16 protein-coding genes are annotated in these 13,859 nt (G+C 74.1%); 7 read left to right on the top strand and 9 right to left on the bottom strand.

Annotation, left to right across the window (positions count from 1 at the left end):
- Positions 1 to 154: 154 nt before the first annotated feature.
- On the top strand, positions 155 to 367 hold the full coding sequence (locus tag Sya03_RS14320) for a hypothetical protein (protein WP_203938777.1): 213 nt from the start codon (positions 155 to 157) through the stop codon (positions 365 to 367).
- A 198-nt stretch (positions 368 to 565) separates the two neighbouring features.
- Here the strand turns inward: Sya03_RS14320 and Sya03_RS14325 are convergent, their stop codons facing one another.
- Together Sya03_RS14325 and ctaC are read right to left on the bottom strand one after the other, a co-directional pair.
- Positions 566 to 991 (bottom strand): cytochrome c oxidase subunit 4, encoded by a 426-nt coding sequence (locus Sya03_RS14325; protein ID WP_203938778.1) that lies wholly within the window; start codon positions 989 to 991, stop codon positions 566 to 568.
- A 10-nt stretch (positions 992 to 1,001) separates the two neighbouring features.
- The gene (gene ctaC, locus Sya03_RS14330) at positions 1,002 to 1,919 is read right to left on the bottom strand and encodes an aa3-type cytochrome oxidase subunit II (RefSeq protein ID WP_370872002.1); all 918 of its coding nucleotides are present in this window, start codon (positions 1,917 to 1,919) and stop codon (positions 1,002 to 1,004) included.
- A gap of 201 nt (positions 1,920 to 2,120) precedes the next feature.
- Between ctaC and Sya03_RS14335 the strand changes: the two genes are divergently transcribed.
- Together Sya03_RS14335 and Sya03_RS14340 are read left to right on the top strand one after the other, a co-directional pair.
- Positions 2,121 to 3,278 (top strand): cysteine desulfurase family protein, encoded by a 1,158-nt coding sequence (locus Sya03_RS14335; protein ID WP_203938780.1) that lies wholly within the window; start codon positions 2,121 to 2,123, stop codon positions 3,276 to 3,278.
- Positions 3,275 to 3,496 carry a sulfurtransferase TusA family protein gene (locus tag Sya03_RS14340; RefSeq protein ID WP_203938781.1) on the top strand — a complete coding sequence of 74 codons (222 nt, stop codon included), beginning with the start codon at positions 3,275 to 3,277 and terminating at the stop codon, positions 3,494 to 3,496. Before Sya03_RS14335 ends, Sya03_RS14340 begins: the two co-directional genes overlap by 4 nt.
- Positions 3,497 to 3,572: 76 nt before the next feature.
- On the opposite strand, the gene Sya03_RS14345 is transcribed toward Sya03_RS14340, so the two are convergent.
- The 3 genes from Sya03_RS14345 to Sya03_RS14355 all read right to left on the bottom strand — a co-directional run bounded on the left by Sya03_RS14345 (position 3,573) and on the right by Sya03_RS14355 (position 6,292).
- Positions 3,573 to 4,553: a carbohydrate kinase family protein gene (locus Sya03_RS14345; protein ID WP_203938782.1), complete on the bottom strand. Its 981-nt coding sequence runs from the start codon at positions 4,551 to 4,553 to the stop codon at positions 3,573 to 3,575.
- 139 nt (positions 4,554 to 4,692) lie between these two features.
- On the bottom strand, positions 4,693 to 5,064 hold the full coding sequence (gene erpA / locus Sya03_RS14350; protein WP_203938783.1) for an iron-sulfur cluster insertion protein ErpA: 372 nt from the start codon (positions 5,062 to 5,064) through the stop codon (positions 4,693 to 4,695).
- A gap of 88 nt (positions 5,065 to 5,152) precedes the next feature.
- On the bottom strand, positions 5,153 to 6,292 hold the full coding sequence (locus tag Sya03_RS14355) for a glycerate kinase family protein (protein WP_203938784.1): 1,140 nt from the start codon (positions 6,290 to 6,292) through the stop codon (positions 5,153 to 5,155).
- Positions 6,293 to 6,340: 48 nt separating this feature from the next.
- Between Sya03_RS14355 and nadA the strand changes: the two genes are divergently transcribed.
- The 3 genes from nadA to Sya03_RS14370 all read left to right on the top strand — a co-directional run bounded on the left by nadA (position 6,341) and on the right by Sya03_RS14370 (position 9,785).
- A complete protein-coding gene (gene nadA / locus Sya03_RS14360; protein ID WP_203938785.1) occupies positions 6,341 to 7,510 on the top strand; it encodes a quinolinate synthase NadA in 1,170 nt (389 codons plus the stop codon).
- 232 nt (positions 7,511 to 7,742) lie between these two features.
- On the top strand, positions 7,743 to 9,098 hold the full coding sequence (gene murA, locus Sya03_RS14365) for a UDP-N-acetylglucosamine 1-carboxyvinyltransferase (protein WP_203938786.1): 1,356 nt from the start codon (positions 7,743 to 7,745) through the stop codon (positions 9,096 to 9,098).
- Positions 9,099 to 9,161: 63 nt separating this feature from the next.
- A complete protein-coding gene (locus Sya03_RS14370; RefSeq protein ID WP_203938825.1) occupies positions 9,162 to 9,785 on the top strand; it encodes a DUF3043 domain-containing protein in 624 nt (207 codons plus the stop codon).
- A 21-nt stretch (positions 9,786 to 9,806) separates the two neighbouring features.
- Here Sya03_RS14370 and Sya03_RS14375 read toward each other — a convergent pair whose 3' ends face one another.
- Together Sya03_RS14375 and Sya03_RS14380 are read right to left on the bottom strand one after the other, a co-directional pair.
- Positions 9,807 to 11,420 (bottom strand): ABC transporter permease, encoded by a 1,614-nt coding sequence (locus tag Sya03_RS14375; protein ID WP_203938787.1) that lies wholly within the window; start codon positions 11,418 to 11,420, stop codon positions 9,807 to 9,809.
- A complete protein-coding gene (locus Sya03_RS14380) occupies positions 11,417 to 12,304 on the bottom strand; it encodes an ABC transporter ATP-binding protein (protein ID WP_203938788.1) in 888 nt (295 codons plus the stop codon). The genes Sya03_RS14375 and Sya03_RS14380 overlap by 4 nt, the downstream gene beginning before the upstream one ends.
- A gap of 64 nt (positions 12,305 to 12,368) precedes the next feature.
- On the opposite strand from Sya03_RS14380, the gene Sya03_RS14385 reads away from it, so the two are divergent.
- On the top strand, positions 12,369 to 12,836 hold the full coding sequence (locus tag Sya03_RS14385) for a GbsR/MarR family transcriptional regulator (protein ID WP_203938789.1): 468 nt from the start codon (positions 12,369 to 12,371) through the stop codon (positions 12,834 to 12,836).
- Here the strand turns inward: Sya03_RS14385 and Sya03_RS14390 are convergent.
- Positions 12,813 to 13,124: an AzlD domain-containing protein gene (locus Sya03_RS14390; protein WP_203938790.1), complete on the bottom strand. Its 312-nt coding sequence runs from the start codon at positions 13,122 to 13,124 to the stop codon at positions 12,813 to 12,815. The genes Sya03_RS14385 and Sya03_RS14390 overlap by 24 nt on opposite strands.
- Positions 13,121 to 13,792 carry an AzlC family ABC transporter permease gene (locus tag Sya03_RS14395; protein ID WP_203938791.1) on the bottom strand — a complete coding sequence of 224 codons (672 nt, stop codon included), beginning with the start codon at positions 13,790 to 13,792 and terminating at the stop codon, positions 13,121 to 13,123. The genes Sya03_RS14390 and Sya03_RS14395 overlap by 4 nt, the downstream gene beginning before the upstream one ends.
- Between the last annotated feature and the right edge of the window lie 67 nt (positions 13,793 to 13,859).

Here is a 13,859-nt window from a genome sequence, read left to right on the forward strand (position 1 = left end):
GAAACCCCACCCCGCGCGGCAAGACAGCGGAAGCAGGAGCGATTCGGAACAAAAGGAGACACGCCGGACCGATATCCACCACTCGATCGGCTGAGCATGGCAGCGTTCGAAGGACGTCCGGGTCATTCCCACCCCTCGTGGAGAGGAGACACCCGTGCAGGACCGCGAGATGCAGTGCGCCATCTGCCAGTCCGAGATGATCTTCGACACTGCCGCCTACGACGACCTCGGCGGCCTCGAGGACGACACACCCGAGCTGGTCTGCACCGGCTGCGGCTCAGCCATCATCAGCGCCCCGCTCACCGGCGTGGTGTGGTGGCGTCCGAGGGGCGCCAAGGTGGCCCCCCACCAACGCCGAGCCGCCTGACAAGCACAGCAGGAGCCAACGAGAACGGCCCCACCCACAAGGGCGGGGCCGTTCACACGTCAAGCGCAACCAGGCCGGCTGACGCCGCCGCGATGCCCGGCGCCGAGGACGGCCGAGCGAAGCGTGGGCCGCCCGCAGGCGCCGGGCATCGCGAGCGAGCGGCGTCAGCCCCGGAGGAGCGAAGCGACGACCAGAGATTCAGTGCTCGGCCGGCTGGCGGGTGCCCGAGTAGTACTCGAACAGCAGGCCGCAGGCGGCGAACACGATCATGATCAGGCCGAGGGCGAGCAGCCACCACATCCAGAAGACCAGGCCCATGGCGGCGGTGGCGGCCGAGAAGGCGAGGCCGAACGGCCAGTAGCTGCCGGGGCTGAAGAAGCCGACCTCGCCGGCGCCCTCCGCGATCTCGGCGTCGGGGCGGTCTTCCGGGCGCGGGTCGATGCGGCGGGCCACGAACCAGAAGAAGCCGGCGCACATGGCGCAGAGCAGGCCGGACAGGATGAGGGCCACGGTGCCGACCCACTCGACGCCGCCGGTCTGGCCGTTGGTCCAGAAGCCGTAGACGATGGCGGCGCCGAAGCAGAAGGCGCCGACCGCCCCGAAGATCTTGTACTCGGTCCTCATGGCCGGATTCTCACTCTCGTACCGCGCCGGCGGCCGGCGGGTTCCAGTTGTTGCTCGTGCGCCGGCCGTCGAACGGCTTGGTGGTGGTGGCGTACTGCTCGGCGCCGTTGTAGCCGATGGCGCCCATCGCCTCCTGGGTGGACCGGCCGGCCTGCTTCGCCTGGAGGAACTGCTCGAACCGCTCGGGCGAGACCACGACGAGCTCGAAGTTCATGAAGGCGTGGTACGTGCCGCACAGCTCGGCGCAGCGGCCGACGTAGCGGCCCTCGCGGTCGAGGGTGACCTCGAACTGGTTGCGCAGGCTGCCGGGCATGACGTCGCGCTTGAACAGCAGCTCGGGCACCCAGAACGAGTGGATGACGTCGCGGCTGGTCTGCTCGAACCGGATCTTCTTGCCGGTGGGGAGCACCAGCAGCGGGATGACCTCGGTGGAGCCGACCGTGGAGGCGACCGTGTTGGCCTCCTCGCCGAGCCCGTCGCGGTAGTTGAACTGCCAGTTCCACTTGAACGCGACGATCTCGACGGTGACGTCGGGGTTGCGCGTCAGCTTGTCCACGTCGGTCTGGACGATGGCGGTGTAGTAGAAGAGCACCGCGACGACCAGGACGGGCGCGACCGTGTAGAGGATCTCCATCGGCATGTTGAACCGCGTCTGGGCGGGCAGCGTGTCACCGCGCTTGCGGTAGCGGATGATGCACCAGAAGATCAGGCCCCACACGAAGAAGCCGACGATGAGCGCGGCGATGGTGGAGCCGATCCACACGTCGTACATGCGGTGGGCCTGCGGGGAGATGCCCTCGCCCGGCCAGCCGAAGTGGCCGAACCGCTCACCGATGTCGCCCGCGCCGGAGCACCCCGCCAGAAGGCTCAGCAGTGCGGCACCACCGACACCGAGCCCGGCGAGCCGAACGGCGCGACGACGCCGCACGACCGAACTCTTTGCGACCACCTGCTCTTGCCTCCCTTGGCAGCGCCTGCGGGCCCGTGAAAGGACACCAGGGGCGTTGGGTCACCGACGGTGGCAGATTACTCGACCTGGCCGTCCGCGCCCGTTGCGGGGGTCCGATCTTCGTGAGCCGCGTCGCCGTCCGTGACTACCCACATCGAGCAGGACGATACCGTTTCGGGCGTGACCGACGCGCCGGATCCGGCTTACCTTGACACGGCGAGCGCCGCGCCGCTGCACCCGGTGGCCCGGGAGGCGCTGCTGGCGGCGCTGGGCGACGGCTGGGCCGATCCGGACCGGCTGTACACGCGGGCGCGGCGGGCGCGGCAGCTGGCGGACGCGGCGCGGGGCGCGGTGGCGGAGACGCTGGGTGTGCGCGACGACGAGGTGGTCTTCACGGCGGGCGGCACGGCGGCGGTGCACGCGGCGCTGCTGGGCGCCCTGGCCGGCCGGCGGCGGGCGGGTGACGCGCTGGTCCACTCGGCGGTCGAGCACTCGGCGGTGCTGCACACGGCGGCCGCGCACACCGCGGCCGGGGGCGCCGCCCGCGAGGTGGGCGTGGACCGGCTGGGCCGGCTGGACCTGGACGCCTGGGCGGGCGCGGTGGGCGCCCCGGGCGCGGCGGTGGCGGCCCTGATCAGCGCGAGTCACGAGGTGGGCACGGTGCAGCCGGTGGCGGCGGCCGCCGAGCTGTGCGCGGCGCACGGGGTGCCGCTGGTGGTGGACGCCGCCCAGTCGGTGGGCCGGGCGCCGGTGCCGCCGGGGTGGTCGGTGCTGACGGCGAGCGCCCGCAAGTGGGGCGGCCCGCCGGGGGTGGGGTTGCTGGTGGTGCGCAAGGGGACGCGCTGGCTGTCGCCGTACCCGGGTGAGGATCTGCACTCCCCCGGCGCGGAGGGCGAGCCGGGGTTGCCGACGGTGGTGGCGGCGGCCGCCTCGCTGCGGGCGGCCGCGGCGGAGGCGGCGGCGGAGGCGGCCCGGTTGTCGCCGCTGGTCGACCGGATCCGCGCGACGGTGGCGGCGACGGTGCCGGACGTCGAGGTGGTGGGCGACCCGGAGCAGCGGCTGCCGCACCTGGTGACGTTCTCCTGCCTGTACGTGGACGGCGAGGCGCTGCTGCACGCCCTGGACCGGCGGGGTTTCGCCGTGTCGTCGGGGTCGTCGTGCACGGCGTCGACGCTGCGGCCGAGTCACGTGCTGGAGGCGATGGGGGTGCTGAGCCACGGCAACGTGCGGGTGTCGCTGCACCGGGGCACCACGGAGGCGCAGGTCGACCGGTTCCTGGCGGAGCTGCCGGGGGTGGTGGCGGCGCTGCGCGCCGAGGCGGGCGTGGCGGGCCTGTGACGGCGGCGGTGGAGCTGGACTGCCGCGGTCAGCGCTGCCCGCTGCCGGTGATCGCGCTGGCCCGGCGTTTGCCGCAGGTGGCGGTGGGCGAGGTGGTGCGGGTGCTGGCCGACGACCCGGCCGCCGCGAACGACATCCCGGCGTGGTGCCGCATGCGCGGGCAGGAGTACGCGGGTTCGCCGGCGCCGGACGCCTACGAGGTGCGGCGGGTGCGGTAGGCCGCGGGTGCGGCGAGGGCCGCGCCGGCGCGGCCCGCCGGGGTCGACGTGCTCGACCCCGGCAGTACCGCCCGGGTCAGGCCGCCGGCAGGTGCGGCAGGACCTCGGCGGCCGCGTCGTCGCCGTAGGAGGCGGCGAGGCGCTTGGCGAACAGCTCGCCGCGCAGCTCGTACTCCTGGGGTCCGACGCTCTCGAGCACGTGCGCGGCGAGCAGCGAGCCGACCTGGGCGGCGCGCTCCAGCGGGACGCCCCAGCTCAGGGCGGCGAAGAAGCCGGCCCGGAAGCCGTCGCCGACGCCGGTGGGGTCCTCGACGGTGACGTCGCGGGCGACCGGCACGTGGATCGGGTCGATGCCGCGGCCGGTGATCTGGACGCCGTGGGCGCCGAGCGTGGTGACGCGGATGCCGACCAGGTCGAGCACCTCGTCCTCGGTGAGCTTGGCCTTGCTCTCCAGCAGCGACTTCTCGTAGTCGTTGGTGAGCAGGTAGGCGGCGCCCTCGATGAGGCCGCGCACGTCGCTGCCGTCCATGCGGGCGAGCTGCTGCGACGGGTCGGCGGCGAAGTCCAGCCCGCGGTCGCGGCACTCCTGCGAGTGGCGCAGCATGGCGGCCGGGTCGTTGGCGCTGACCAGGACCAGGTCGAGCCCGTCGGCGCGCTCGGCGACCGGGCCGAGCTCGATGAGCCGGGCCTCGCTCATGGCGCCCGCGTAGAACGAGGCGATCTGGTTGAGGTCGTCGTCGGTGGTGCAGACGAACCGGGCGGTGTGCGCGGTCTCGCTGATGTGCACCGCGGTGCAGTCGACGCCGTGGCGCTCCAGCCAGGAGCGGTAGTCGGCGAAGTCGGCGCCCACCGCGCCGACCAGGATCGGGTGCAGGCCCAGCTTGCCCATGCCGAACGCGATGTTCGCGGCGACGCCGCCGCGGCGCACCACGAGGTCGTCGACGAGGAACGAGAGCGACACCTTGTGCAGCTGGTCCGCGAGGAGCTGGTCGGTGAACCGGCCCGGGAAGTGCATCAGGTGGTCGGTGGCGATCGAGCCGGTGACGGCGATCTTCATGAAGGAACCCTCGGGGGTCGGCGGGTGGGGTGCGCGGGCCAGCGTACCGGGAGTTCCCTCGGACGACATGATCCGTCCCACACGCGGAAACCGCCCGGCCGTGTGCGGCCGGGCGGTTTCCGAGAGGGTCGTGCCGGGTTCAGCTGAACGAGTCGCCGCAGGCGCAGGAGTGGCCCGCGTTGGGGTTGTCGATGGTGAAGCCCTGCTGGTCGATCCGGTCGGCGAAGTCGATCTTGGCGCCGGCCAGGTAGGGAGCGCTCATCCGGTCGACCACGACCTCGACGCCACCGTGCTCGTACACGTTGTCGCCGTCGAGCGAGCGCTCGTCGAAGAAGAGCTGGTAGCGCAGCCCCGAGCAGCCGCCCGGCTGCACGGCGATGCGCAGCCGCAGGTCGTCGCGGCCTTCCTGCTCGATCAGGGCCTTGACCTTCTGCGCGGCGACGTCGGTCAGAAGGACGCCGGTCGGGGCCTGCGCAGCCTCGGTCGACTCGGTGTGCGCTTCAGTGGTCACTAGAGGATCTCCCTGCCGGGTGCGGAGTCATGCCGTACGGGCCAACGCTAACCCCGTCCGCCGACATTCCCAATCTCCGGGGCGCATCTCACCTGCTCCACTGGGTGGCGAGGCGGCCGGCGAGCGCCTGCAGCCCGGCGGCCGGCTCGGCCATCGCCCGCGCCTCGTCGCCGAAGTGCTCGACCAGGGAGTACATGTCGGTGACGCCCGCGGCGGCGGCCTCGCGCCGGCCCGCGTCCACCCGGCCGGCCAGCACGACGCACGGCAGGCCGCGGTCGCGCGCGGCGGCCGCCACGCCCGAGATGAGCTTGCCGCGCAGCGACTGGAAGTCGAACGAGCCCTCCCCCGTGACCACCAGGTCGGCGGCGTCCAGCTCCGCGTCGAGCCCGACGGCGCGGCTGACCAGGGCGATCCCGCTCTCGCAGCGGCCGCCGAGGGCGAGCAGCGCCGCCCCGACGCCGCCGGCCGCGCCGCCGCCGGGCAGCTGGGCCAGGCCGGCGGGCAGGGCCAGGTCGCGCTCCAGGACGGCGGCGAAGTGGCCCAGCGCGTCGTCCAGCAGCAGGATGTCGGCCTTGTCGGCGCCCTTCTGCGGCCCGTACACGTTGCTGGCGCCGTGCAGGCCGGTCAGCGGGTTGTCGACGTCGGTGGCGGCGACCAGCTCCACCGGCCGGATCCGCGGCGGGCCGGCGAGCGCGACGGCGGCGGACAGCGCCGCGCCGCCCGGCGGCAGCGCGTACCCGGCCGCGTCGACCGGGCCGGCGCCCAGCGCGGCGAGCATGCCGGCGCCGCCGTCGTTGGTGGCGGAGCCGCCCAGGCCGACGACGACGCGGCCGGCGCCGGTCTCCATCGCGGCGGCGACGAGCAGGCCCAGCCCGTACGAGGTGGTGGCCTTCGGGTCGCGCTCGTCGCGGCCGACCAGGTGCAGGCCGCAGGCCTGGGCGCTCTCCACGTAGCAGGTGTCGCCGGCCACCAGCAGGGTGCCGCGGGCGGGCCGGCCCAGCGGGTCGGCGGTCGTGACCTCGACGACGCGGCCGCCGAGCGCCGCGTGCAGCACGTCCACGAAGCCGGGGCCGCCGTCGGCGAGGGGTCGCTCGATCAGGTCGTCGCCGGGCTTCGCGGCGCGCCAGCCCTGCGCCACGGCGGCGGCGACGGCGGGCGCGGCGAGGGTGCCGGCGAACTTGTCGGGGCAGATGAGTACGCGCACGCCGGTGAGTGTCGCAGAGGCCACGTTCCGCGGCGGGGCCCCGGCGCGCCGTGCTGTGCGACGATCGGAGGCGTGACGTCGACCTGGACCGAGCCCTCGAACACCGCCACCGCGCTGCTGCTGCTGGGCCGCGGCAGCGACCCCGCCACCGAGCGCGGCGTCGACTGCCCCGGCGACCTGCCGGCGCCGAGCGACCCCGGCCTCGTCGAGCGGGCCGCCGCCGCCAAGGCCGCCCTGGGCGACCGGCTGTTCGTGCTGGGCCACCACTACCAGCGCGACGAGGTCATCGCGTTCGCCGACGTCACGGGCGACTCGTTCAAGCTGGCCCGCGAGGCGGCGGCCCGGCCGGCGGCCGAGTTCATCGTGTTCTGCGGCGTGCACTTCATGGCCGAGAGCGCCGACATCCTGACCGGCGACGACCAGGCCGTGATCCTGCCCGACCTGGCGGCCGGCTGCTCGATGGCCGACATGGCGGTGCTGGGCCAGGTGGAGACGGCGTGGGAGACGCTGACGGACCTGGGGCTGGCCGGCGACGTCGTCCCGGTGACCTACATGAACTCCTCGGCCGACATCAAGGGCTTCGTCGGCCGGCACGGCGGCGTGGTGTGCACCTCGTCGAACGCCGAGCGGGCGCTGCGCTGGGCGTACGAGCAGGGCTCGAAGGTCCTGTTCCTGCCGGACCAGCACCTGGGGCGCAACACCGCCGTGCTGGAGCTGGGCTTCGCGCTCGGCGACTGCGTGCTGTACGACCCGCACAAGCCCGGCGGCGGCCTGACGCCGGAGCAGCTGCGGGACGCCAAGATGATCCTGTGGCGCGGGCACTGCTCGGTGCACGGCCGGTTCACACTCGACTCGGTGAACGAGGTGCGCTCGCGCGTGCCGGGGGTGCGGGTGCTGGTGCACCCCGAGTGCCGGCACGAGGTCGTCACCGCCGCCGACGAGGTCGGCTCGACCGAGTACATCATCAAGGCGATCGAGGCGGCCCCGCCCGGCACCGCGTGGGCGGTCGGCACCGAGCTCAACCTGGTGCGGCGGCTGGCGCTGGCGCACCCCGAGCAGCAGATCATGTTCCTCGACCGGGCGGTCTGCTACTGCTCGACGATGAACCGCATCGACCTGCCGCACCTGGTGTGGGCGCTGGAGGAGCTGGTGGCCGGCCGGGTGCCGAACCGGATCACCGTGGACGCCGAGACGGCCGCGTACGCGCGCAAGGCCCTCGACCAGATGCTCGCCCTGCCGTAACCCTGTGTGATCGCTTCACACCATCGGTGACCTCTGCGTTCCTTTGGTCCCGAATTCGTGCCCGGGTGCGCCGTCTGTGCCCTTGTGCGTGCGTGACGGAGCGCTATGCTGCCCCAGCGGCCGGCGCGGACGCCCCCACGCCCGCCACCCGGTGGACCCCCGCCGCGGCCGCCACACCAGCCCCACCCCATCCCCCGAGGGGCATCGAAGCCCCGCAATGCTGGAGGTTGCGTTGACCGACGACGTCCTGGCCGTGCACGGCGGTACGCCGCTGCAGGGTCAGATCCGGGTCCGCGGCGCCAAGAATCTCGTCTCCAAGGCCATGGTGGCCACGCTGCTCGGCGACACCCCGAGCCGGCTGTTCGACGTGCCGCGCATCCGCGACGTCGAGGTCGTCACCGGCCTGCTCGAGCTGCACGGCGTGAAGGTGACCCGGGGCGACGACGACGGCGAGCTGGTCTTCGACCCGGCCAACGTCGAGAGCGCCAGCACCGACGAGATCAACGTGCACGCCGGCTCCAGCCGCATCCCGATCCTGTTCTGCGGCCCGCTGCTGCACCGCCTGGGCCACGCGTTCATCCCCGACCTGGGCGGCTGCCACATCGGACCGCGCCCGATCGACTTCCACATCCAGGCGCTGCGCCAGTTCGGCGCCATCGTCGACAAGCTGCCCGACGGCATGCACCTGACGGCCCCGAACGGCCTGCACGGCACCAAGCTGGAGCTGCCGTACCCGAGCGTCGGCGCCACCGAGCAGGTGCTGCTCACCGCGGTCATGGCCGAGGGCGTCACCGAGCTGCGCAACGCCGCCGTCGAGCCCGAGATCATCGACCTCATCTGCATCCTGCAGAAGATGGGCGCGATCATCACCGTCCACACCGACCGGGTCATCGAGATCCACGGCGTGAAGCGGCTGCGCGGCTACACCCACAAGCCGATCCCGGACCGCATCGAGGCCGCCAGCTGGGCCGCCGCCGCGCTGGCCACCCGGGGCGAGATCGAGGTCCTCGGCGCCGGCCAGGCCGACATGATGACGTTCCTCAACGTCTTCCGGTCCGTCGGCGGCGAGTTCGAGATCACCGACGCCCGCGTCGGCCGCGAGGGGGTCTCCGCCCAGGAGGGCGGCATCCGGTTCTGGCACCCCGGCGGCGAGCTCAACGCCGTCGCGCTGGAGACCGACGTGCACCCCGGCTTCATGACGGACTGGCAGCAGCCGCTCGTGGTCGCGCTGACCCAGGCCCGCGGCCTGTCGATCGTCCACGAGACCGTGTACGAGCAGCGCCTCGGCTACACCGACGCGCTCAACTCGATGGGCGCCACCATCCAGGTCTACCGCGACTGCCTCGGCGGCACCCCGTGCCGCTTCGGCCGGCGCAACTTCAAGCACTCCGCCGTCATCGCCGGCCCGAGCAAGCTGCACGCCGCCGACCTGGTCATCCCCGACCTGCGCGCCGGCTTCAGCCACCTCATCGCGGCGCTCGCCGCCGAGGGCACCAGCCGGGTGTACGGCGTCGACCTCATCAACCGCGGCTACGAGGACTTCGAGACCAAGCTGGCCCAGCTCGGCGCCCGCGTCGAGCGCCCCTGACGCCTGCGGCGAACGCCCGCGCCCGGTCGTGAGCGCGGGCGCTACGCTGTGCGGGTGCCCTCGATGTTCCGCCGCAAGTCCGCCGATCTCGTCGCCGACGCCAGCGCCGAGGTGACCCCGGCCGACGAGCCGGCCACCCCCGCCCCCCGCGGCTACACGCCCAGCAAGCGCGAGCTCGGCAAGCAGACGCCCAAGCGCAGCTCCGTGCAGCGCCGCCGCGTCGCCGAGAAGGCGCCGGAGAACCGCCGCGAGGCGTACCGGCAGCTGCGCGACCGCCAGCGCGCCGAGCGGGCCGAGGCCACGGCCGGCATGAAGGCCGGCGACGAGCGCTACCTGCTCCCCCGCGACCGCGGCCCGGAGCGCAGCCTGGTGCGCGACGTCGTCGACTCGCGCCGCACCGTCGGCACCTACTTCTTCGGCGGCGCGCTGGTCGTGCTCATCGGCTCGCAGCCGATGATGCCCAAGGTCGTGCAGCTCGGCACGAACATCCTGTGGGTCATCCTGGCGGCGGGCGTGGTGATCGACAGCATCCTCATCGCCCGCAAGGTCAAGCGGCTGGTCCGCGAGCGCTTCCCGAAGTCCGACCAGCGCCTCGGCTCGCTCTACCTGTACGGCATCATGCGCGGCCTCACGTTCCGCCGCATGCGCATCCCGAAGCCGAAGGTGGAGATCGGCGCCCAGGTCTGACGGCTGGTGGCCGCCCGCTGATCAGCCGATGTCGCGGCGGCGGAACGCGGCGAAGCCGGTGGCCGTCAGCGCCGCGGCGACGACCGTGAGCACCACCAGCGGCGCCGCCGTCACGGGTGCCACGGGCGCGGCCGGGACGTGGCTGAACGGTGAGGCGTCCAGCACCGCCGCCGGCAGGTTCAGCAGCTGGCCGATCTGGCCGAGCAGCAGGCACGCCGCGAACACCGCCCAGGTGATCGCCGTGACCAGCCGGGGCAGCAGCCCGAACGCGGCCACCGCGAACCCGGCGAGCACCAGCGCCGCCGGGGCCCGGACGAGCGCCGCCGCGGTCAGCGTGCCGGTGAGGTGCCAGTTGCCGCCGGTGGCCGCCGCGTAGACCAGGCCGGTCGTCGCGCCGGCGACGGCGAGCAGCAGGACCACGCCGGCGGCGGCGATGAGCAGGTGCCCGGCGAGCCAGCGGGGGCGGCCGGTGGCGGTGGCGAGGACGGGTTCCAGGGGGCCGCCCTCCTCGGTGCGCAGCCGTTGCAGGGCCTGCACGGCGTACCCGGCGACGGCGACGCCGACCAGGGACAGCACGGCGGCGAAGTAGGCGTCGACGGGCGAGCCGCCGCCGCCGAGCCGGCCGATGGCGTCGGCGACGGCGTCGCTGCTGGCCACGACGTCGCCGACCGCGTCGCCGACGCCGCCCATGCCGGCGGCGACGACGACCACGGCGACGACCCAGCCGAGCAGGACGCCGCGTTGCAGGCGCCAGGCCAGGCCGAGCGGGCTGCGCAGCCCCCGGCCGGCGCGCGGCGGGCCGGGGCGGTCGGCGAGCAGGCCGGCGCCGAGGTCGCGGCGGGCGGCGAGGGCGAACGCGGCCGCCGCGGCCGCGGCGGTGAGGGCGAGCAGGGGCAGCAGGACGATCCAGTGGTCGCCGTCGTACGGGCGGATCCGCTGGGCCCAGCCGATGGGCGACAGGTCGGACGCCCAGCCGGGGTCGACCCGCACGCCGCGGACGTCGCCGGTGGCGTCGCCGACGCCGCGCAGCAGGAACGCGGCGCCGATGGCGGCGGCGGCCAGGCCGTTGGCGGCGCGGGCGCCGGAGGTGAGCTGGGCGGCGATCGCGGCGAGGGCGGCGAACGCGATGCCGGTGCCGGCGACGGCGACGCCGGACGCGGCGGACCCGCCGGCGGGCAGGCCGCAGGCGACGAGGGCGAGCGCGGCGAGGACGCCCAGGACGAGGTTGGCGCCGGCGGCGACGATCAGGGCGGCGGTGAGCGGGGCGTGCCGGCCGACCGGCGCGGAACCGATCAGCTCGGCGCGGCCGGTCTCCTCGTTCTGCCGGGTGTGCCGCACGACGGTGAGGGTGCTCATGGCGGCGGCGCCGACGAGCATGATGAGCAGCACCTGGGAGGCGATCGTGGCGCCGACGCTGTCGCCGGAGACCAGCCCGTTGAAGGCGAGCAGGGCGGCGTTGTTCGCCGAGGTGACGACGAAGGCGGTGCGCTCGGCCGGGTCGGCGTAGCCCTCCACGATGCTGACGGCGCTGCCGTACTCGAGCAGGGTGAGCGCGGCGAGCCAGACGGGCAGCTGGACGCGGTCGCGGCGCAGGGCGAGGCGGGTGAGCCGGCGGGTGCCGGCGAGGCCGGTCATCGGGCGCCCGCGTAGTGGCGCAGGAACAGCTCCTCCAGGGTGGGCGGGGTGCTGGTGAGGGCGCGCACCCCGAACGGCAGCAGGTGGCGCAGCGCGGACTCCAGCGCGGCCGTCTCCACGTCGAACGCGACCCGGGTGCCGGTGACGCGCGCGTCGTGCACGCCGGGCAGCCCGGCGAGGCCGGTGACGGGGCGCTCGGTGTCGGCGCTGACGGCGGTGCGGGTGAGGTGGCGCAGCTCGGCGAGGGTGCCGGCCTCGACGTTGCGCCCGGCGCGGATGATGCTCACCCGGTCGCACAGCTTCTCGACCTCGGCCAGGATGTGGCTGGACAGCAGGACGGTGCGGCCGGCGTCGCGCAGCTCGCGGACGCAGTCGGTGAAGGTGGCCTCCATGAGGGGGTCGAGGCCGCTGGTGGGCTCGTCGAGCACGTACAGCTCGACGTCGGCGGCGAGCGCGGCGACCAGCGCCACCTTCTGCCGGTTGCCCTTGGAGTAGGTGCGGCAGCGCTTGGCGGGGTCGAGGTCGAACGCGTCGAGCAGCCGGGCGCGCCGGGTCTCGTCGAGGCCGCCGCGTAGGGCGCCGAACAGGTCGATGGCCTCGCCGCCGGTGAGGTTGGGCCACAGGTTCACGTCGCCGGGCACGTAGGCGAGGCGGCGGTGCAGGGCGACGGCGTCGCGCCACGGGTCGGCGCCGAACAGGGCGGCCCGACCGCCGTCGGCGCGCAGCAGGCCGAGCAGGACCCGGATGGTGGTGGACTTGCCCGACCCGTTGGGGCCGAGGAAGCCGTGCACCTCGCCGGGCTCGACGCTGAGGTCGAGGCCGTCGAGGGCGCGCGTGGTGCCGAACGTCTTGACCAGTCCGGCGATGTCGATGACGGGGGTCATGCCTCCGAGCGTAAAGTCCCTTCACAAATTTGTGAATGTCGTGAATGCGCGCGAGGATGCACCGGTGGAGCAGGTCATCGAGCGCATCGGGCTGACGCTGTCCGGGATGGGCATGCCCCGCATGGCGGCCCGGGTGTTCGCGGCCGTCCTGGTGAGCGAGCAGGGCCGGGTGACGTCCGCCGAGCTGGCCGCCACGCTGCGGATCAGCCCGGCCGCGGTCTCCCAGGCGGTGCAGTACCTGGAGAACGTGGGCATGATCGCGCGCGACCGCGAGCCCGGCCGGCGCCGCGACCACTACCGGCTGCTCTCCGAGCACTGGTACGAGCAGATGTTCACCAGCCGCGACCGGATGCTCGTGGCGATCGAGGGCGACCTGACGGCGGCGGTCGGCGCCATCGGCGTGGGGTCGGCCGCCGGGCAGCGCCTCGACGAGACCCGGCGGTTCTTCGCCTACCTGCGCGGCGAGCTGCCCAAGCTGATCGAGCGCTGGCGCGAGCGCGAGGCCGCGTCAGGGCACGCCGAGCAGGCGTAGCCCGGCGGCGACCGCGGCCGCGCCGACCACGACGGCCACGAACGGCGCGCGGCGCCAGGCCAGCAGCGCGCCGAACGCCACCCCGGCCGGCCGCGCCCAGCCCGCGAACGCCTGGTCCTCGGTGAACGTGGCCGTGGCGGCCAGCGCCGCCAGCAGCGCGGCCGCCGCCATCGGCAGGATCCGGGTCACCCGCTCGGACAGGTCCAGCCGCTCGCGCAGCAGGACCCCGGCCAGGCGCATCGTGTACGTGCCGACGGCCAGCGCGGCGATCGCGACGACGAGGCTCATGCGGCGGCCCCCTTCCGGGAACGCAGGAGCAGCACGCCGAGCCCGAGCAGCGACAGCAGCACGGGCAGCCCGGCGGGCAGCAGCGGGGTGGCGAGGACGGCGACGGCCGCCCCGGCGACGGCGACATCGCGGGTGGCCGGGTCGCGGAGGGTGGGCCAGAGCAGCGCGATCAGGCCCGCGGGGAACGCCGCGTCGAGGCCGAAGGCGGCCGGGTCGGCGGCCACGCTGGCGAACGCCGCGCCGAGCACGGTGCCGACGTTCCAGGTGGTGAACAGCGTGATGCCGATGATCCAGTAGGTCCGGCGGCGCCGGGCCGGGTCGTCCTCGGCGAGGGTGAACGCGACGACCTCGTCGGTCATCAGGTGGGCGCCGACGAGCCGGGCGCGCAGCGACGGGCCGAGCGCCCCGGCGACGGCGAGGCCGAACGGCAGGTGCCGGGCGTTGAGCAGCAGGCCCGCCAGCACGGCCGCGACCGGGTTGCCGGCGACCAGCAGGCCGACCGCCATGAACTGGGCGCCGCCGGCGAAGACGATCGTCGACATGAGCGACGGGGCCCACCAGGGCAGCCCGCTGGCGATGGCGATGGCGCCGAACGAGGCGCCGATGGCGACCATGGCGAGGCCGATCGTCACGGCGTCGCGGGTCAGAGTTCGCTGTGCCGTACGCATAGTTCATTATGGTGAACGATACGCCTGCCGTTCGTCAAACCGAACGATGAGTCTGATGGAGCGAACG

Source organism: Spirilliplanes yamanashiensis (assembly GCF_016863475.1).
Taxonomy (GTDB): Bacteria; Actinomycetota; Actinomycetes; order Mycobacteriales; family Micromonosporaceae; genus Spirilliplanes; species Spirilliplanes yamanashiensis.